The 18127-nt window shown below is 74.9% G+C and carries 17 protein-coding genes; 7 read left to right on the top strand and 10 right to left on the bottom strand.

All coding sequences use genetic code 11. From position 1 onward, the window contains the following. Positions 1–51: 51 nt before the first annotated feature. Together IE295_RS06655 and ligD are read right to left on the bottom strand one after the other, a co-directional pair. Positions 52–450, bottom strand: coding sequence for an SH3 domain-containing protein (locus tag IE295_RS06655; RefSeq protein ID WP_190062569.1), 399 nt, complete (start codon positions 448–450; stop codon positions 52–54). Positions 451–611: 161 nt separating this feature from the next. Further along, entirely contained in the window at positions 612–1625 is a 1014-nt protein-coding gene (gene ligD / locus IE295_RS06650) for a non-homologous end-joining DNA ligase (RefSeq protein ID WP_190062568.1), read from the bottom strand. A 90-nt stretch (positions 1626–1715) separates the two neighbouring features. On the opposite strand from ligD, the gene IE295_RS06645 reads away from it, so the two are divergent. Then, positions 1716–2780, top strand: coding sequence for an ATP-dependent DNA ligase (locus IE295_RS06645; RefSeq protein WP_190062567.1), 1065 nt, complete (start codon positions 1716–1718; stop codon positions 2778–2780). Between the two features lie 109 nt (positions 2781–2889). Beyond that, positions 2890–4002 (top strand): glycoside hydrolase family 6 protein, encoded by a 1113-nt coding sequence (locus IE295_RS06640; protein ID WP_190062944.1) that lies wholly within the window; start codon positions 2890–2892, stop codon positions 4000–4002. Positions 4003–4017: 15 nt separating this feature from the next. Here IE295_RS06640 and glxA read toward each other — a convergent pair whose 3' ends face one another. Together glxA and IE295_RS06630 are read right to left on the bottom strand one after the other, a co-directional pair. Beyond that, the gene (glxA, locus tag IE295_RS06635; RefSeq protein ID WP_190062566.1) at positions 4018–5967 is read right to left on the bottom strand and encodes a radical copper oxidase GlxA; all 1950 of its coding nucleotides are present in this window, start codon (positions 5965–5967) and stop codon (positions 4018–4020) included. 62 nt (positions 5968–6029) lie between these two features. Beyond that, positions 6030–7841, bottom strand: coding sequence for a glycosyltransferase family 2 protein (locus IE295_RS06630; RefSeq protein ID WP_190062565.1), 1812 nt, complete (start codon positions 7839–7841; stop codon positions 6030–6032). A gap of 452 nt (positions 7842–8293) precedes the next feature. On the opposite strand from IE295_RS06630, the gene IE295_RS06625 reads away from it, so the two are divergent. From IE295_RS06625 to IE295_RS33315, 3 genes are read left to right on the top strand one after another with little or no spacing between them, the layout of a single operon-like run. Continuing rightward, on the top strand, positions 8294–8491 hold the full coding sequence (locus tag IE295_RS06625) for a hypothetical protein (protein WP_190062564.1): 198 nt from the start codon (positions 8294–8296) through the stop codon (positions 8489–8491). Between the two features lie 5 nt (positions 8492–8496). Then, the gene (locus IE295_RS06620; RefSeq protein ID WP_190062563.1) at positions 8497–8844 is read left to right on the top strand and encodes an ArsR/SmtB family transcription factor; all 348 of its coding nucleotides are present in this window, start codon (positions 8497–8499) and stop codon (positions 8842–8844) included. After that, positions 8841–8966: a DUF6126 family protein gene (locus IE295_RS33315; protein ID WP_224323139.1), complete on the top strand. Its 126-nt coding sequence runs from the start codon at positions 8841–8843 to the stop codon at positions 8964–8966. The genes IE295_RS06620 and IE295_RS33315 overlap by 4 nt, the downstream gene beginning before the upstream one ends. A 19-nt stretch (positions 8967–8985) precedes the next feature. Here the strand turns inward: IE295_RS33315 and IE295_RS06615 are convergent, their stop codons facing one another. From IE295_RS06615 to IE295_RS06590, 6 genes are all read right to left on the bottom strand, one after another. After that, a complete protein-coding gene (locus IE295_RS06615) occupies positions 8986–10509 on the bottom strand; it encodes a hydrogenase large subunit (protein WP_190062562.1) in 1524 nt (507 codons plus the stop codon). A 2-nt stretch (positions 10510–10511) separates the two neighbouring features. Beyond that, positions 10512–12149 (bottom strand): proton-conducting transporter transmembrane domain-containing protein, encoded by a 1638-nt coding sequence (locus IE295_RS06610; protein WP_190062561.1) that lies wholly within the window; start codon positions 12147–12149, stop codon positions 10512–10514. Continuing rightward, entirely contained in the window at positions 12143–12847 is a 705-nt protein-coding gene (locus IE295_RS06605; RefSeq protein ID WP_190062560.1) for a hypothetical protein, read from the bottom strand. The genes IE295_RS06610 and IE295_RS06605 overlap by 7 nt, the downstream gene beginning before the upstream one ends. Positions 12848–12854: 7 nt before the next feature. Next, positions 12855–13817, bottom strand: a complete 963-nt coding sequence (locus tag IE295_RS06600) for a respiratory chain complex I subunit 1 family protein (protein WP_224323138.1) — start codon at positions 13815–13817, stop codon at positions 12855–12857. Continuing rightward, positions 13814–15862 carry a proton-conducting transporter transmembrane domain-containing protein gene (locus IE295_RS06595; protein WP_190062559.1) on the bottom strand — a complete coding sequence of 683 codons (2049 nt, stop codon included), beginning with the start codon at positions 15860–15862 and terminating at the stop codon, positions 13814–13816. The genes IE295_RS06600 and IE295_RS06595 overlap by 4 nt, the downstream gene beginning before the upstream one ends. A gap of 70 nt (positions 15863–15932) precedes the next feature. Further along, on the bottom strand, positions 15933–16415 hold the full coding sequence (locus IE295_RS06590) for an NADH-quinone oxidoreductase subunit B family protein (RefSeq protein WP_190062558.1): 483 nt from the start codon (positions 16413–16415) through the stop codon (positions 15933–15935). Positions 16416–16779: 364 nt separating this feature from the next. Here IE295_RS06590 and IE295_RS06585 point away from each other — a divergent pair, with 364 nt between their 5' ends. Further along, the gene (locus IE295_RS06585; RefSeq protein ID WP_190062557.1) at positions 16780–17109 is read left to right on the top strand and encodes a DUF6233 domain-containing protein; all 330 of its coding nucleotides are present in this window, start codon (positions 16780–16782) and stop codon (positions 17107–17109) included. A gap of 93 nt (positions 17110–17202) precedes the next feature. Continuing rightward, on the top strand, positions 17203–18102 hold the full coding sequence (locus IE295_RS06580) for a hypothetical protein (RefSeq protein WP_190062556.1): 900 nt from the start codon (positions 17203–17205) through the stop codon (positions 18100–18102). The last annotated feature ends 25 nt before the right edge of the window (positions 18103–18127 follow it).

The following is an 18127-nucleotide window of genomic DNA, read 5'->3' as shown; positions in this document are numbered from 1 at the left end:
CCCGGCCCCGCCCGGACCGCCCGGGTGCCGCACAGCGGCCCCCCGGTGACCTCAGCCCATGGCCCGGCGGGACTCGGCGCTCTCGTCCAGCGCGCTGCGGGTGAGGGTCCTGCAGAGCGGGACCTCCCCCGTGGTGTCGACATAACGACCGGACACCCAGGTGTTGCGCTCCCTCAGCATGTACCACAGGGCGTTGCCGGCGACGTCCTGCGCCCTGGCCCGGCAGCGGAGCGCGACCTGGGCGTGGTACTTGAGCACGCCCTTGACGGCGGAGTCGGTGGTGGGGAACACGCGCTCGTTGATGCCCGAGGAGGCGATGACCGCACCGTAGGGCCGGACGGGCGGAAGGGCCTGGGCCGGTACGGCGGCGAGCAGCGATCCGCCGAGCGCGGCCACCGCCAGTACAGCGGCCGAGGCCTTCCTGCAGTGGACGGCGAGCGTACTGAACATGGGAACTCCCTCGATGCGAAGTGGGTCACGCATTGTCCGAGTTCCACCTGAAATGTCGCCATAAACACAAATCAAGATGAAGACCCGGATGGCACAACGAACCGTCCGTACGCGGGATGCCTACGGACGCTTCGTTGGGGTGGCGCGGGCCCGATGGGGCGTCAGCCGTCGGTCTTCTTCGCCCTGCTGGGCTGGACGCGCTTGGGCTCGCCCTTCATCTTGGGGTGCTCCGGCGGGTAGGGCAGGTCGCCCAGGCCGTGCTCGCGCTCGTCGCGGGCGGCCAGGTCGAGCGCCGCCTCCAGGGAGCCGGGCCGGGCGTCCATGTCCGCGTGCAGGTCACCGACCTCGGCGAAGCGGGCGGGCATGGTCGCCAGGTCGAAGTCCTCGGGCACGGCGTCGGTCAGCTCCTCCCAGCGCAGCGGCGCCGAGACGGGCGCGTGGGGGCGGGGGCGCACGGAGTAGGCGCTGGCGATGGTGCGGTCGCGGGCGGTCTGGTTGTAGTCGACGAAGATCTTCTCGCCGCGCTGCTCCTTCCACCACGCGGTGGTGATCCGCTCCGGCGCCCTGCGCTCCAGCTCGCGGGCGACCGCGATGGCGGCGCGGCGCACCTGCACGAAGGTCCAGTCCGGCCGGATGGGCACGAACACGTGCAGGCCGCGCCCGCCGGAGGTCTTGGGCCAGCCGTTCAGCCCGAGCCCCTCCAGGACGTCCCGCAGCTCGAGCGCGGCCCGCACCGCGTCGGCGTAGCCCGTGCCGGGCTGCGGGTCGAGGTCGATGCGCAGCTCGTCGGGGTGGTCGGTGTCCCCGCGCCGCACCGGCCAGGGGTGGAAGGTCAGGCACCCCAGGTTCACCGCCCACAGGACCGCCGCCGTCTCGGTGGGGCAGATCTCGTCGGCGTACCGGCCGCTGGGGAAGGCGATGCGGCCGGTGGGAATCCACTCGGGGAGGTTCCTGGGCGCCCGCTTCTGGAAGAACGACTCGCCCTCGACCCCGTCGGGGTAGCGCTCCAGCGTGGTGGGCCGCTCCCGCAGGGCGCGCAGGACGCCGTCGCCGACGCTCAGGTAGTAGCGGACCAGGTCGTACTTGGTGAACCCGCGTGCGGGGAAGTAGACCTTGTCCGGGTTGGACAGCCTTACCGTGCGCTCGCCGACGGTGAGCTCCAGCGCCTCTGCCATGGGTGCCACGCTAGGCCGCCCGGGCGGACGGCGCCTGTCGGCGGGCGCGGGCCGGGGTGCGCTGGCCGCGCCGCCCGCAGAATCCCGACCATGGACCTTCCGGTGATGCCGCCCCTGCAGCCCATGCTCGCCAAGCCCGCCGCGGCCATTCCGCCCGGCATGCTGTACGAGGCCAAGTGGGACGGCTTCCGGGCGATCGTCTTCCGCGACGGCGCCGGGATCGAGCTCGGCAGCCGCACCGGCAAGCCGCTCACCCGCTACTTCCCCGAGCTCGTGGCGGCCCTGCTGGAACAGCTGCCCGAGCGCTGCGTGCTGGACGGGGAGATCGTCATCGTGCGCGGCGGCCGGCTGGACTTCGACGCCCTGCTGGAGCGGATCCACCCGGCCGACTCCCGGGTGCGCCACCTGGCCGGGGTGACACCGGCGAGCCTCGTCGCCTTCGACCTGCTCGCCCTCGGCGACGATTCGCTGCTGGCCCGGCCCCAGCGGGAGCGCCGGGACCGGCTGGCCGAGGCGCTGCGCGGCGTGCGCGACCCCGTGTTCGTCGCCCCCGTCACCGACGACCTCGCCGAGGCCCGGGGGTGGTTCGAGCAGTTCGAGGGCGCGGGCCTGGACGGAGTGGTCGCCAAGCCGCCCGACATGCCCTACCGGCCCGGCGAGCGGGTCATGGTGAAGGTCAAGCACGAGCGCACCGCCGACTGCGTGGTGGCCGGTCTGCGGCCGCACAAGAGCGGGCCCGTGGTCGGCTCGCTGCTGCTGGGGCTGTACGACGACGCCGGACGGCTGCAGCACGTGGGGGTGTGCGCCTCGTTCCCCATGCGCCGCCGGCAGGAGCTGATGACGGAGCTGGAGCCGCTGCGGATGCCGGACGTGACGGGGCATCCCTGGCAGGAGTGGGCCAGCGCCGAGGCCCAGGCGGCCGGCCGGCTGCCGGGCGGGCCGAGCCGCTGGACCGGCAAGAAGGACCTGTCGTGGGTGGCGCTGCGCCCGGAGCGGGTGGTCGAGGTCGCCTACGACCACATGCAGGGCGACCGCTTCCGGCACACCGCGCAGTTCCGCCGCTGGCGCCCGGACCGGGAGCCGGAGCAGTGCACGTACGCGCAGCTGGAGGAGCCGGTCGGGTACGACCTGGCGCGGGTCCTGGGCACGGGTTGAGTCGTCCGGAGCAACGACGCCCCGTGCGGCGCGCGAAATCCCCGGTCAATGGTTCGTCATATTTCAAGCTGGTATGACCACCGGGATCCGGCAGGAAGAGGTGACGCCCATGCCGCGCGTGCGTACGACCCGTCGTCCCACCGGTGTGCGTGGCCGGGCCCTCGCGCTGGCGTGCGCGAGCGCCGTGTGCGTGGCGGCCGGCGCCGCCCCGTCGGCCGCCGCCGGGGCCGGCGGCGGTTCCGACTCGCCGTTCTGGACCGAGCCCGCCCCCCGCGCCGGCAAGCAGGCGCTGACCTGGCAGGAGCGGGGCCGCGAGGAGGACGCCGCGGTCATGCGGCGCATCGCCGAACAGCCGACGGCGGTGTGGATGCCCGGCGACGACCCGCGCGCGGAGGTCGCGCGCGTGACCGAGGAGGCGGAGCGCGCGGGCCGCATCCCCGTGCTGGTGGCCTACAACATCCCGCACCGCGACTGCGGCCAGTACTCCTCCGGCGGGGCGCCGAACGCGGCCGCCTACCGGGAGTGGGTGGCGCGCGCCACCGACGGGATCGGCGAACACCGGGCGTGGGTGGTCCTCGAGCCCGACGCCATCGCCCAGTGGGCGACCTGCCTGCCCCAGGAGGCGAAGCAGGAGCGCCTGGAGCTGCTGGCCGAGGCGGTCCGCGCGTTCAAGGCCCGGCGGGGCACCTCGGTGTACATCGACGCCGGCAACGCCGGGTGGATCTCCGACCAGGAGCTGCTGGCCGAGGCGTTGCGCAGGTCCGGCATCGGCCAGGCCGACGGATTCGCGCTGAACGTCTCCAACTTCCACACCACACCGGTCACCCGCGCCTACGGCGACGAGCTGTCCGGGCGGCTGGACGGCGCCCACTACATCATCGACACCAGCCGCAACGGCAACGGCCCGCTGCCCCCGCCCCCGCCCGGGAGCGGCGACGACGAGTCGTGGTGCAACCCGCCGGGCCGTGCGCTGGGCACGCCGCCCACCACGGCGACGGGCGACGCCCGCGTCGACGCCTTCGTGTGGATCAAGCGTCCCGGCGAGTCGGACGGCTCCTGCCGGGGAGCTCCCCCGGCGGGCCGCTGGTGGCCGGAGTACGCCCTGGGGCTGGCCGGGGGACAGCCTCTCCTCAAGCCCCAGCCCCCGGCGCCCTCTCCGGTGCCGGCGCCCGCACCACCGCCGCCTCCCCCGCCACCGCCACCGCCGCCACCTGCGGGCTGAGGCGCCGGCCGCGCCTCACCGCACGTGCACCCACGCCGCCCGCGACGGCGTTCCCGCCCGGTCCGTGAGGAAGAGCATGTACCAGCCGGCGGGCACCAGCGAGGGGTCCTCCGGGACCGTCACCGTGAGCGCGCCGTCCCGGACCGCGACGGCCAGGGCGACGGAGCGCTGCTCGACGTCCGTGGCGTGGGTGACCGCGCTCGGGCGCATCAGCCGGGCGGTGACCTTCTGGCGGGGATCGGTCCCGGGCAGGCGTACGGCCCTGCCCCGCTCGGCCTCGAGCGGGGCGGACGGCAGCGCGGGCCGGCGGTCGCGGTAGAGGTAGGGCGGGGTGTAGACCTCGATGCGCTGTTCGAAGGTGCCCATGCGGGTGTCGTCCTTGTCGGCGAACAGCGGGTTGGAGCCGAACACCGCGATCCGCCCGTCGGGCAGCAGCAGGGCCTCGGAGTGGTAGTCGCGCCCGACGGTGGGGGCGGCGGCGGTGCGGAAGGCGCGGCGCGCGGGGTCGTAGAACTGGGCGCGCAGGATGTCGGAGCCGCGCTTGCCGCGGTAGTCGCGGGAGCCCCCGGTGGTGAACACCCGGTCGTCGGGGGTCAGTACGGCGTTGAGGTAGCGGGTGCCCTGGGGCAGGTCGGGGCCGGGGACGTAGCGGGGGTAGGGCACGCTCAGGTCGGCGATGGCGGTGCGCGGGGTGGACTCGTGGGACTCCCCCACCCCGCCGCCGCCCAGGAGCATCACCCTGCGGTCCTGGGCCGGGGGCAGCAGCACCGAGGCGGAGGTCTCGGTCATGTCCTGCTGCGGCAGGCCGGGGACGAGGACGAAGGAATTGGTCTCCACGTTCCACAGCCCCGGAGCGCGGCCCCGGTCGGCCGGGCCGTAGCCGGCGTTGGAGCCGGAGTAGAACAGGCGGCCGCCGCCGGTGAGGAAGAGGGCGGGGTAGGTGGGGAAGTAGCGGTTGGGCCCGGCGGACCAGCGGCGGGTGCGGGGGTCGTAGATCTCGTTCTTGCCGGGGATGATCTCGCCCATGTCGTCGAGGCCGGAGACGGCCAGGACGCGGCCGTCCTGGAGGGTGACCAGGGTGGGGTACCAGCGGGCCTCGGACATGGGGTCGACGGGGACGTAGCGCTCGGCGATCGGGTCGAACTCGTAGGCGTCCTTGAGCCCCTGGAAGTCCTTCTTGTCCAGGCCCAGCTTGGCCGCGAGGCCGTACAGGTCGTGGACGTCCTTCCCCGTCAGCCCCTGGATGCGGTACTGGTCCGCGGTGTGGGTGATGCCGCTCTCGCCCGCGGTGACGGCCTCGACGTAGACGCGGGCCTGGGAGGCGGTGACCCGCACCTTCTTCTTCTTTTTCTTGCCCTTGCCCTCCTCGCGGACGTCCTTCGTCGCGCGCGGCACGAGGACCGGCAGCCGGGAGCGGTAGCGCTTGCCGGCGGAGCCCACGAAGACGGTGCCGGCGGGGAAGGTCCGGGGGGCGTCGGGGTTCTCGTTCTTCACCAGCATCGCGCCGCCGGCCCGGTCCACGTCGCCGGTCAGCTTCTCGTAGCGGGCGGTGCCGCCCGCCACCAGCAGCCGGCCGTCGGGGAGCTGGGCGTGCCCGGCGCAGAACATGTCCTTGGGCGTCGGGACCGTCTTGAAGGTGTTGCGCACCGGGTCCCACAGCACGCTGCGGAAGGTGCCGGCCCTGAACTTCTTCTCGTCGTTGCCCGATCCCGCGATCAGCAGCACCTTGCCGGTGCGCAGCAGGGCGGCGTGGATGGCGTTGACGCGGAACCGCGCGGGGACGTCGACGACGTCCCAGTGGCCGTAGCGGGCCTTGTACGCGGGCTGGTTGACGGCGTACTCGTGCCAGGCGCGTTCCGCGAACCCGGTGGCGGCCGGCCCGTTGGCCGCGAGCAGTGCCAGGACGCAGCCGGTGCTCAGGGCCACCTTGCGCGCCTTCGGGCTCGGGTTCGGCAGATACCTCACCGCACTCACATCCCATCGATCACACGAGTACTGTCACTGCCCCCGGCCGGGCGGGGCACCGCTCACAGCGGACGCCGTTGGCCCACCGGCCGCGAGGCACCGCCCTGCGGCTCGGGTCCGGCCGCCTCCGACGCGACGGCGAGGGCGACCACCGGGGCCCGGGCGGCGTCCGCCGGGCGGCGCTCGCGCCACAGTCCGCCCTGCCACACCGCCAGCGGGCCGAGGGCGGTCACCAGGGCCAGGCCGGCCCAGACCCGCATCGCCGTGTGGGCGTGGCCGAACGCCCAGGACGCGGCGAGCGAGAGCGCGAACACCGCCGCCCACACCAGGTGGGTGCGGAAGGTCGCCACGCGGTCGGGGCTGGCCGAGTCGCCCTTGGGGGTGACGACGAACCGCGAGCGCCGGCGCAGCAGCGCCTCGCTGAGCGAGCGCGCGTACAGCGGGGCGGAGAGCGCGGACATCACCATGCCCGCGGCTCCGGAGGAGCCGGCCGGCTCGTGGGGGCTGACGTTGTGCCGCCGGTTCCACACGTACAGGCCCACCTGCAGCGCCGCCGCGTCGCAGTAGAGCATCAGCCACAGCGACGACTCCACGGCGATGCCCGAGGCGCCCAGCCCCAGGAACAGCGCGCAGGTCAGGGCCCCCAGCATCCAGTTGAGCGCGGCCATCGGGTAGTAGGCGACCATGAAGGCGTAGTTGACCAGCCGTCCGGGCGGCAGCGTCCACACCGCCCGCCAGAACTGGCGCAGCAGCGTCTCGTACGTACCGCGCGACCAGCGCAGCTGCTGGGAGAAGAAGTCCGTCCACGACGACGGCCCCTCCCCCACCGCCAGCACGTCGGGGGTGTAGACCGACTTCCAGCGCCGGCCGGTCGCGGGGTTGCGCCGGCGGTGGATCTCCAGGCCGGTGGCCATGTCCTCGGTGATCGAGTCGAACAGGCCGCCGATCTGGCGCAGCACGCTGATGCGGACGCAGTTGCTGGTGCCGACGAACATGGGCGAGCCGTAGGCGTTCCCGGCGCGCTGGATCAGGGCGTGGAAGAGGAACTGCTGGCTCTCGGCGGCCTTGGTGACGGCCGTGGTGTAGTTGCCGTAGACCTGGGGGCCGACGACGAACGCCACGTCGGGGTCGCGGAAGTAGCCCAGCATGCGCTCGAGGAAGTTGGACAGCGGCACGTGGTCGGTGTCGACGCAGGCCATGAACTCGTAGGCGTCGCCGTGGGCGTCCAGCCAGGCGTTGTAGTTGCCGTGTTTGGTGCGGGCCCGGAAGCAGCCGGAGGGCTGGTTCCAGCGCGCCACGCCCTTGCGGGAGAAGTGGCGTACGCCCAGGCCCTCGCAGAGCCGCTTGACCTCGGGGTCGTCGCCCTCGTCCAGCAGCCAGACGTCCAGGTGGCCGCGGTGCCGGATGCGCACCGCGCCCTCGAGCGTGGCCCGCACCATGGACAGCGGTTCCTTGCCGGGGACGAAGCTGGTCAGGAACGCCACGCGGGTGCCCGGCTGGGCCCGTACCGGCACCGGGTCCCTCGCGACCCACGTGGCGTGGGCGTTGGAGGCGACGTTGACGACGCGGAACAGCTCGATCAGCCCGATGGAGACCAGCATCACGGAGTCGGCGCAGCGCTCCCAGTCGGTGACGTAGGGGCGGTGGAGCCAGTGGTCGGGGGAGATCAGCCAGACCAGGAGCGCCACGGACACCAGGGGGGCGGCCGCCACCAGGAGCATCACCCCGATCCCGCCGCCGGGGCCGCGGCTCAGCAGGCGCCGGTAGGCGACCTTGTAGCCGCCCGTGGGCGGCTCGGTCAGTTCCCCGGCCAGGCGGCTGAATCCCGCGTAGTCGTAGCCCGTGGGGCCGCCGCTGCCGGTCGGCTCGGCCACGTCCGGGCCGCCCGGTCCCCCCGGGCCGCCGGAGCCCGGCCCGTTCCGGCCCGTCCCACCCGATCCCGGTGCCCCCGGGCCGCCGGGGCCGGGACCGCCGGGCCCGCCTCCGGAGCCGGGCCGGACATCGGCGGGGGGCCGGTCCGGGGTGCCTTGGGCGTACTGCGGGCCGGGGGTCCTCTCGCCGGGCACGGCGGGGTCGGGGCACGCACGGGCCGTCGCCAGCCGGGCTCCACTCGCCGAAATCGCCACCACACACCCCCAGCCGCACAAGGACACGGGACAAGCGGTGAAAAGTTAACAAAACGGACCTACGATCATGTGACAAACACACCCGAAGGGCATCACGGCTCACCCACGCGGTCCACGACCGGGCGGCGCTGCCCTAGAATTGCAGAATTCTTCAATTCACCAGTTGTGCGGGCAGCCGACGATCGACGCAGGGGGACACCGTGAGTGCGTTCGCCGAAGCGATGCGGGAACGAGTGCGCGCCGCGCGGGCCGCGCTGGCGGAGGCCCGGGCCGCCGGGGACAGCTACGCGGCGGCCGTCGCGGAGGACGAGCTCGACGACGCCCTCCGGCTGGCCCTCGCGCACGGCGTCGTGACGGACGCGGCGGCGGACGAGGAAGACGGGCAGGGCAGGAGTTGATCGGGGTGCGGGTGCCGCTCTACCAGGCGAAGGCGGAGTTCTTCCGGATGCTCGGGCATCCGGTGCGCATCCGGGTCCTGGAGCTGCTGCAGGACGGGCCGATGCCGGTGCGCGACCTCCTCACCGCGATCGGGATCGAGCCCTCCAGCCTCTCGCAGCAGCTCGCCGTCCTGCGCCGCTCCGGCATCGTCACCGCCACCCGCGAGGGCACCACCGTCGTCTACGCCCTGGCCGGCGGCGACGTGGCGGAGCTGCTGGGTGCCGCCCGGCGCCTGCTGACCGACGTACTGACCGGCCAGGAGGAGCTCCTGACGGAGCTGCGGGGCGCACAGAGCGGAGCCGAGGACCGATGACCGACAACGAGAAGTACGCCGAGAAGGCCGTCGGCTGGCGGGTGCTCATCTACGTGGTCTTCGGCCACGTCCTGGCCGGCTTCATCTGGCTGCTCTTCTACATCGGCGCGCACTCCCAGTAGGCGCCCGGGGGCAGGCGGTTCAGAGGTCGTTGCCGGCGTAGGAGAGATTGAAGCTCTTGTTGGCCAGCGGGAAGTCCGGAACGATCGTGTCCGCCAGCGCCACCGGCAGCGCGGGCCAGTTGAAGAACGACGGATCGGCCGCCTTCACCCGGGTGAGCTCCCCGCCCCCGGCGAGCTCGACGCGCGTGACGATCGTGCCGCGCCAGCCCTCCACGATGCCCACCCCCGCGCGGACCGCGCCCCGCCCGGAGCCGGGGGCCGGCGGCCGGCCCGCGCACTCGCCCGCGGCCAGGCCCTCCGCGAGGTGCCCGACGAGGGCGAGCGAGGTGTCGGCCTCCTCCGCCCGCACCAGGAACCGGGCCAGCACGTCGCCGCCGGTGTGCACCGGGACGTCGAGGGCGGGCCCGTAGTCGCACAGCGGGTGCGCGAGACGGGCGTCCCGGACCAGACCGCTGGCCCGCGCCACGTACCCCAGGCAGCCCAGGTCCCGGGCGGCGGCGGCCGGCAGCCCGGCCGTGCCGGTGAAGCGGTCGCGGACGGTGGTGTGGCCGAGGGCGAGCCCCACGACGGAGCGGATGTCGTCGCCGAGGGCCCGCATCCGGGCCCGCCCGGGCACGGCGCGCAGGTGCGCTCCGCCCACCACGACGCCGCCCCGCAGCAGCCGGTGCCCGGTGACCTCGCGGTTCAGCCGCAGCAGCGCCTCGCGGATCCGCTGCGCGTGCGTGCCCAGGATGCCGTGGCCGACGTCGGTGCACAGGGCGCCGAGGTCGGCCACGTGGTTGTGCAGGCGCTCGAGCTCCAGGAGCAGCGCCCGCGCCCGGCGGGCGTCCTCGGGCACCTGGATGCCGGCGGCCTCCTCGACGGCCAGGCAGTACGCGAGGGCGTGGCCGACGGCGGTGTCCCCGCTGATCCGCTCGGCCAGCGGCAGGCCGCGCTCCACGGTGCGGCCCTCGAAGAGCTTCTCGACCCCCTTGTGGGTGAACCACAGCCGGGCCTTGAGCTTGATGATGGTCTCGCCGACGACGGAGAAGCGGAAGTGCCCCGGCTCGATGAGCCCGGCGTGCACCGGGCCGACGGGGATCTCGTACACGCCGTCGCCCTCGACCTCCAGGAAGGGGTACGGGCCCTCGGGCTCGGCGAAGGGCGGCACCTCTCCCGCCCGCGGGCTCATCGGGTACCAGCCGCGCGGCCAGTGGAAGTGCCGCACCAGGCGGTGCGGCAGCGGGTGGCCGAGGGGGACGATGCCGTACAGGTCGCGCATCTCGCGCTCGAACCGGCCGCCGGGGAAGGACAGATGCGCCAGCGTCGGCAGCTCGGGGCCGTCCGGGTCGAGGCGTACGTGCAGTTCGGTACGGGTGTCGGGCGGCCCGGAGACGAAGAGGTGGACCACGCGCAGGGCGCGGCCGAAGGGGGCGCCGGCCGCGTCGTGGTGGGCGGCGACCAGGGCGAGCCGGTGGCCCGCGCGCAGCAGGCCGACGGCTCTGCCGGGGAGTTCGGCGACGTCGATGTCGGTGACCGTCCTGAAGGCGGGACGCGGATCCACGGCTAGCGCCCTCCGGCGATCTCGGCGGCCGAGGCCAGCAGGCCCGTCAGCGGCCCGGTGCCCACGCCCAGCGCCGCGCACAGCAGCAGGCCGGCGAGCAGCGGGAGGGCGGTCCGCGCGCCGAGGCGGGCCGGCGGGCGCGGGGCGGGTGGTGGACCCAGCAGCATCCGGGCGGTCCGCGTGCCCAGGGCGGCGAACGCGGTCAGCAGCAGCACCAGCGCGGCACCCGTGGACCAGCCCATGCCGGCCGCGAAGCCCGCGCGCACCAGGCCCAGTTCGGCCGCGAAGAGCCCGGACGGCGGCAGCCCGAGCAGTGCGAGCACGGCCAGCGCGAGGGCCGTGCCCAGCACCGGCGCCTCGGCCAGCAGGCCCCGTACCCGCCCGATCCGGGTCGTCCCCCGCAGCCGCTCCAGGTGCCCGGCGGCGCAGAACGCGACGGTCTTGGCGAGGCCGTGGCCCAGGATGTGCAGCAGCATGGCGGAGGCGGCGAGCGGGGTGCCGACGGCGGCGCCGAGGGCGATCAGGCTCATGTGCTCCATGCTCGAATAGGCCAGCATCCGGCGGTAGTCGCGCTGGGCGAGCAGCAGCGCCGCCGCGAGCGCGAGGGTGAGCAGGGCGGTGCCGGTGAGCAGGGCGCAACTCCAGGCGGGGCCGAGCGCCGCGTCCGCGATGACCTTGTAGCGCAGCAGCCCGGCGAAGGCCACCGAGGACAGCACCCCGGACATCAGCGCGGCGACCGGCGCGGGCGCCTGTCCGTAGGTGTCGGGCAGCCAGGCGTGCAGCGGCGCGAGCCCGGCCTTGGCGCCGAAGCCGAGGACGACCAGGCCCGTGCCGAGCCGGGTGACGGCCGGGTCGAGCCCGCCGGCCCGCCGGGCCAGGGTGGGCCAGTCCAGGGCGAGGGCCTCGGGGACCCCGGCCTGCCGGGCGGCGTAGTAGATCAGCACGGTGCCCAGCAGGGCCAGGGCGATGCCGGCCGAGCAGATCACCATGTACTTCCAGGCGGCCTCGACGCAGGCCCGGGTGCGCCGGTGGCCGACCAGGAAGGCGGTGAGGATCGTGGTGGCCTCGATGGCGATCCACAGCACCCCCAGGTTGGCGGCCAGCACCGCGAGGCCCAGCGTCGCGAGGAGGGCGTGCACGAGGACGTCGTAGCGCCGGGCGGCGGCCGCGTCACGGTCCGGGCCCCGTGGCCCGGCCGCCAGCGCGAGGGTGGCGACCGCGCCGACGGCCAGCAGCATCCACACGCTCAGCGCGTCCGCGCGCAGCAGCCGGCCGTACGCGGTGGCAGGGCCGTGCCGGGTGACGGTGACGGCCAGGCCGGCGGCGCAGGCGAGGACGGTGAGGGCGCAAAGGACGCCCGCCGCCTCCCATCCGTCGCGCCGCACCGCACCGTCGCGCACGGCCGGAAGCGCGGAGTCGGGGGGCCCGGTGTCCGGGAGCCCTGCGTCCGGGAGACCGGCGGGCGGCGGCGGCCCGGGCGCCGGCCCGCCGCCGGGCAGCGCCGCGACCGGGCGGGGTGCGGCCGGCACCCGTACGCGCCGGCGCGGCCGGGATCGTACGGTGACGCCGCCCAGCGCGCGGGCGCCCGAGACGGCCAGCGGCACCGCGATGGGCCCGGTCAGCAGCGCCAGCGTCACCATTCGCGCAGCTCCCGCAGGTCGTCGATGCCCGTTCCGCCGAAGGCGGCCCGCATCCGGGTGGTGAGGATCCGCAGCACCAGCACGGCGAGCAGGACGTCGAAGGAGACGCCGAGTTCGACGATGAGCGGCACTCCGGAGGCGGCCAGGAAGGCGACGGCGGTGATGCCGTTGTCCATCAGCAGGAAGCCGACCACCTGCGCCAGCGCGCGGCGCCGGGTGACCAGGGTGAAGAACCCGGTCAGGACGACGGCGAGCCCCACCGGCAGGGCCCTGGTGGCGGGGGTGGGGTTCAGCTCGACCAGGGGCCTGGCCACGGCGTAGGACAGCAGGGTCAGCAGGGCGGCGCTCAGCAGGGACGCCGCGACGTTGACCAGCGGCCGGGTCTCGCGCGCCTCGCTGACGTCCTCCTCGTAGTGGTGGCCGGGGTGCGCCGGCCAGGCGGGCGCGGACAGGGCGCGCCGCACCAGGTGGGGCAGGAGTCCGGCCCGCAGCAGGGCGATGCCGACGGCGACGGCGAGCAGCTCCCAGCGGCCCTCGTGGGCGCCGAGCAGGGCGGCGACGGCGGCCAGCGCCACGCCCTGCAGGGCGAACACCCGCACGATGGAGGCGAGCTGGCGCAGCCACAGCACCACCACGGCGGCCAGCAGGAAGGCCCCGCAGGCCAGGTCGAGCAGCTGGGTGTAGAGGGTGTCGCCCACGAGGGCCTCACTCTCCCGTCAGGAAGTAGGAGGCGGTCACCGCGAGCAGGGCCAGCAGGAAGGAGCCGGCGAGCAGTTCGGGCACGCGGAACAGCCGCAGCTTGGCCCAGAACACCTCGGCGGCCGCGAGGACGGCGCCGAGCAGGGCGACCTTGACCGCGAGCAGCAGCAGGGCGAGGGCGACGGCCGGCGGCGAGGCGGTGGTGGCGATGCCCCAGGGCGCGGCGAGCGAGGCCAGCAGGCCGAGCAGCACCGCGAGCCGCATCTGGGCGCCGAGTTCGACGAGCGCCAGGTCGGGACCGGCGTACTCCAGCACCATCGCCTCGTGGACCATGGTCAGTTCCAGGTGGGTGGCGGGGTTGTCCACCGGCAGCCGCCCGGTCTCGGCGAGCACGGCCACGGCGAGGGCGGCGGTGGCCAGCAGCCCGGCCGGGGAGGCGAGGCGGTCGGGGTCGTGGAGGCCGCCGGAGACGATGTCGGCCAGGTTGGTCGAGCCGGAGGGCATCGACAGGGCGAAGACGGCCAGGAGGATGGTCGGCTCCACGAGGGCGGCCACCGTCATCTCGCGGGAGGCGCCCATGCCGCCGAAGGCGGTCCCGGTGTCGAGCCCGGCCAGGGCGAGGGCCACCGTGCCCAGCGCCAGCAGCGCCACGACCAGGATCAGGTCGGAGCTGCCGCCGGCGGGGGTGGCGGTGGAGGCCAGCGGCACGAGGGCGGCGACCACGACGGTCGTGGCGACGAGCAGCAGCGGTGCCGCCCGGAACGCCGGGCCGGTGCCCATGGGGGTGATGGGTTCCTTGCGCATCAGCTTGCGCAGGTCGCGCCACGGCTGGGCGACGCCCGCCCCGGCCCGCCCCTCGAGTCGCGCCCGGACCTGCCGCATCAGCCCGGTCAGCAGCGGCGCCCCGGCGCAGACCGCGGCGACCTGGGCGGCCACCGCCGCCGCTCCCGCCGCGCCGTGCCCGCTCACCGCTGGACCGCCAGGGCGAGCAGGAGGGCGACGAGGCCGAAGAAGCCGTAGCCGAGGTAGAGGTGGAGGCTGCCGGTGGCCAGGTGGCGGGCGGCCGTGGCGACCCCGGAGACGGCGGTCAGCAGCGGCCGGTAGAGGCGGTGTTCGACGCGGTCGGGGACGCTGCGCCGGAAGCGCACCCGCTCGACGAGATAGGCGGATTCGCGTACGGGGGTGACGTCGACGTCCTGCTGGGGGGCCAGCACGTCGTCGAACACCCGCTGCAGGGGCTCGGCGAACGAGGTGGCGGTGTAGGACATCCGGGCCGTCGGGGCGCCTCCGCCGCAGTCCCACAGCCGGGCGTTGCCCCGGCGCCGGCGGCGTGCCAGCAGCCGGGCCGGCACGGCCACGGCGGCCACGGCGGCCGCGAGCGCGCAGGCCACCCACAGCGGGGACATGGCGGCGGCGAGCCGGTCCAGGCGGACGGTGAGCGCTCCCCCGGCCAGCGGCGGCCCGTCCCCCGCGCCCGCCGCGGCGACCGCCCGTGACAGCCCGTCGCCCAGGAGGCCGGGTACGAGCGCGAGGGCGGCGCAGGCGGCCGCGAGCAGGCCCATGCCGGCCAGCATGCTCGGCGGGCTCTCCACGGCCGCACCTGCGGGCGCGCTGCGCGGCCGGGCGAAGAAGGCCACGCCGAGCGCCTTGACGAAGACGGCGGCGGCGAGCCCGGCGGACAGCGCGATCGCGGCGACCGCGAGCGGCAGGACGAGGGCGGTGACCACCCCCGGCACGGCGAGGCCGTGGACGAGGGACTGCAGGAGGAGCCATTCGCCGAGGAAGCCGTTGCCGGGAGGCAGCGCCACGGCGCCGAGCGCGGCGAGCGCGAAGAACGCGCAGGTGGCCGGCATCCGGGCGCGCAGCCCGCCCATCCGGTCCAGGTCGCGCAGCCCGGTGGCGCGCAGCACCGAGCCCGCCGCGCAGAACAACAGGGCCTTGAAGGCTGCGTGGTTGACGATGTGCAGCAGCGCCGCCGCCAGGGCGAGCGCGGCCGGCGCCCGGTTGCCGGCGTCGGCCAGCAGCCCGGCCGCGCCCACGCCGATGAGGGCCAGGCCCAGGTTCTCGGAGGTGGAGTAGGCGAGCAGCCGCTTGAGGTCGGAGGCCATGGCGGCCTGCAGGATGCCGTGGACGGCGGACAGGGCGCCCAGGCCCAGCACCAGCAGCCACCACCAGCGCGGTCCGCCGCCCAGCAGGTCGAAGCCCAGCCGCACGATGCCGTAGACGCCGAGGTTCACCATCGCCGCGCTCATCAACGCCGAGACGGCGCTCGGGGCTTCGGGGTGCGCCCGGGGCAGCCAGGGGTGCAGCGGGACGGCGCCCGCCTTGGTCGCGAAGGCCAGGGCGGCCAGGACGAACACCACGCCGCGGGTGCCGGGCGACAGGGCGTGGGCGCCCGCCCGCAGGGCGGTGAAGGTCTCGCCGCCCGCGCCGGCGGCGAACAGGCCGGTGCCGGCGAGCAGCAGGACGAAGGCGAAGTGGGTCATCACCCCGTACCAGAGCCCCGCCGCGCGGACGGCGGCGCGCTGGGCCGGGCCGCCGCCGCGGTGGCGGGCGAGGACGAGCACCAGCGAGGTGAGCGCCATCAGTTCCCACAGCAGCAGGAAGGTGGAGACGGAGGCGGCGGCCGGGACGAGCAGGAGCGTGAGGGCGAAGACCGGCCAGGTGCCCTGGGCGGTGCGCGAGCCGGTGCCGTGCGGGCCGTGCCCGGCGGCGTATCCGATGCCGTAGACGGCGACCGCGAGGACGACGCCGCCCGCCACCGCCATGAACAGCCCGGACAGGGCGTCGACGGCCAGGTGCGCGCCGGAGAGCGGGAGGAGGGCCGGCGCGGAGGCCGTCCAGTGCCCGCCGCGCAGCGCCGCGGTGCCCGCCGCGAGGCCGGCGGCTCCGAGGGCGGCGGTGCAGGCGCCGGAGGCGAGGACGCGGGCGCGGCCGGGGAGGGCCGCGCCCAGCAGTCCTCCGGCGGCGGCGAGGGCGGCCGCGGCGGCCGAGGCCGCCCCGATGGGGTTCACGGCGCGCTCACCGCGTGCCCCGCCGCCGGCCGCCCGGGGGTATCGGGAGGACGGCCGCCCGCCTCGCCGCTCATCTGCCGGTCACCGTCCGCAGCGCGGCCACGATCGCCTGTGGTTCCGGCGGGCAGCCGGGCACCTGCAGATCGGTGGGGACCACGTCGGCGACCGTGCCCTCGATGCCGTATCCGCCTGCGAACTCCCCGCCGTCGATGGCACAATCGCCGACGGCCACGACGAGGCGGGGCCTGGGCATGGCGGCGACGGTGCGCCGCAGCGGCTCGGCCATGTTGCGGGTCACCGGCCCGGTCACCAGGGCCACGTCGGCGTGCCGGGGCGAGGCCACAAGCCGTGCTCCGTACCGCTCGGCGTCGTACACGGGTCCGAAGGCGGCCGCGATCTCGATCTCGCAGCCGTTGCACGATCCGGCGTCCACGCACCGCACCTGCGCCGAGCCGCCCAGGTCCCGCGCGGCGCGCGGCGGAGCACCGGCCGGCCGGGGCGGGGCGTCCTCCGCCACCCGCCCGGTGTCACGGATCTTGCGCAGCAGGCTCATCGGTGCTCCCTCCGCATCACTTCCGGGACGAGTGGTTAAACGGCCCCACCCCCCTGCGGGGTTACGGCCGGTGCGGTGGCGTGCGACGGGGCCCGCGCGGAAAACCGCCGCGTTCACGAGGACAGGTGATAACGAATTGGCCACGGGCGCCGCGCTCGGGGTATGGGGCGGAGACCGGCCGGTATATCCCGCCGTCCTATGCCAATCCCGATAGGGGGGCCCGGAGCTGCTCTTCATATCAACGGCGTCAGCCGGGCGTTCCTCCCCCACTTGACCCGTACACGGTCAAGTCGCAGGTCAGCACCGTGCACGATCGCCCGGAACCCCGGTCGCGCACGGTCCCCCGCTGCTACTGTCCGGCCTCATGGAGCAGCTCTTCACCGAGGTAGAACTCGCCCGTATCGAATCCGCTGCGCGTGAAGTCGGCCATTCCCCCCGTGATTGGGTACGCGAAGTCGTACTGCAACGCCTGCGGGGCGAGTGGCGACAGGATTTCGAGGACGCCATCTGGGCGGTGACGGTGTATCCGCGCCCCGGCGGGCCGCTTCCCGAACTGCACCACCTGGGCTGCTGGGTGCCCAAGGGCGACGAGGAGACCCTGACGACCGCGGAGGCCCGCGAGTTGTTCGACACCCGCGAGGTCCAGCTCTGCGAGGCGTGCAAGCCGGGGCGGTTCCTCAGCCAGGCCGGCTGACCGCCTCGGGCCCCCTCGGCGAAGCGTCGCGGCGCCTATTACCCTGTCCACCGCAAGATCAATTAGGTGTGGTGGGGGACGTACGGCATGCGGATGGGGACGCGACTGGCGGGGTGGGCCACGCTGCTCGTGGGCTACGCGACCATGGTGCTCGGGGTGATCCCGTTCCGGGAACTGCCGCCCAAGCGCCACCAGCTGGAGCTGCTCGGCGCGACCGCCGGGTGCGCGCTGTGCTGGCTCCTGGCCTCCTTGCTGGTGCGGGCGCGCCGCCGGGCGGCGCTGCGCAGGAAGCTGTGGCGCAAGAGGCACGAGCCCTGGCCCGAGCCGAGGCCCTCGCGCGCGCTGTGCTGGGTGCTGGGGTTCGGCGTGGCGCTCACCAGCGCCGCCGCGCTCTGCCAGGGCGTGGGACCGGACGGCGCGGACGGCGAGTGGCTGGCCAGGGCCGAACGGGCCGGAGCCACCGCGCACGACGTGCTGATCGAGCGGATCGTCGGCACTCCGCACCCCACGGGCAGGGAGATCGACGGCACCGACGAATTCGCCTCGGAGATCGCCGTCACCATCGCCTTCGACTCCGGCGAGCAGCGGGTCACCGTCGACGGGGTGCACACCAGCGGCCACCCCGCACAGGGCCGCACCGTCCAGCTGCTGTACGCCCCGGACCGCCCCGACCTGGGGGTGCGTCAGGCCCCGGACAACGACATCGGCTCCTTCGCCGGCCGCATCCTCGCGCTGCCGGCCATCTGGATCGTCGGCCTCGCGGCCGGGCTCGTCACCGCCATCGCGATGCACCGCCGGGAGGCGGGCGTGCGCTACGCGCGTCGATTCGAGCCCTGGGTCCACCTGCCCGCCGCGCTGATCCTCGCGTGCGGGGCCGCCCTCGTCGTCCCGCTGCTCATCGGGTTCCCCGAGACCGGTACGGGCTGGGCCCTGGCGGTCGCGGCCGCCACCACGCCGTGGCTCGCCCTGGCCTGGGTGGCGAAGACGAGCTGAGGCGGGCGGCGACGGCCGCGACGGC

The organism is Streptomyces griseocarneus (assembly GCF_014655595.1).
Taxonomy (GTDB): Bacteria; Actinomycetota; Actinomycetes; order Streptomycetales; family Streptomycetaceae; genus Streptomyces; species Streptomyces griseocarneus.
The sequence above is the reverse complement of the archived record's forward strand: the minus strand, read 5'-3'. Positions and strand labels throughout refer to the sequence as shown.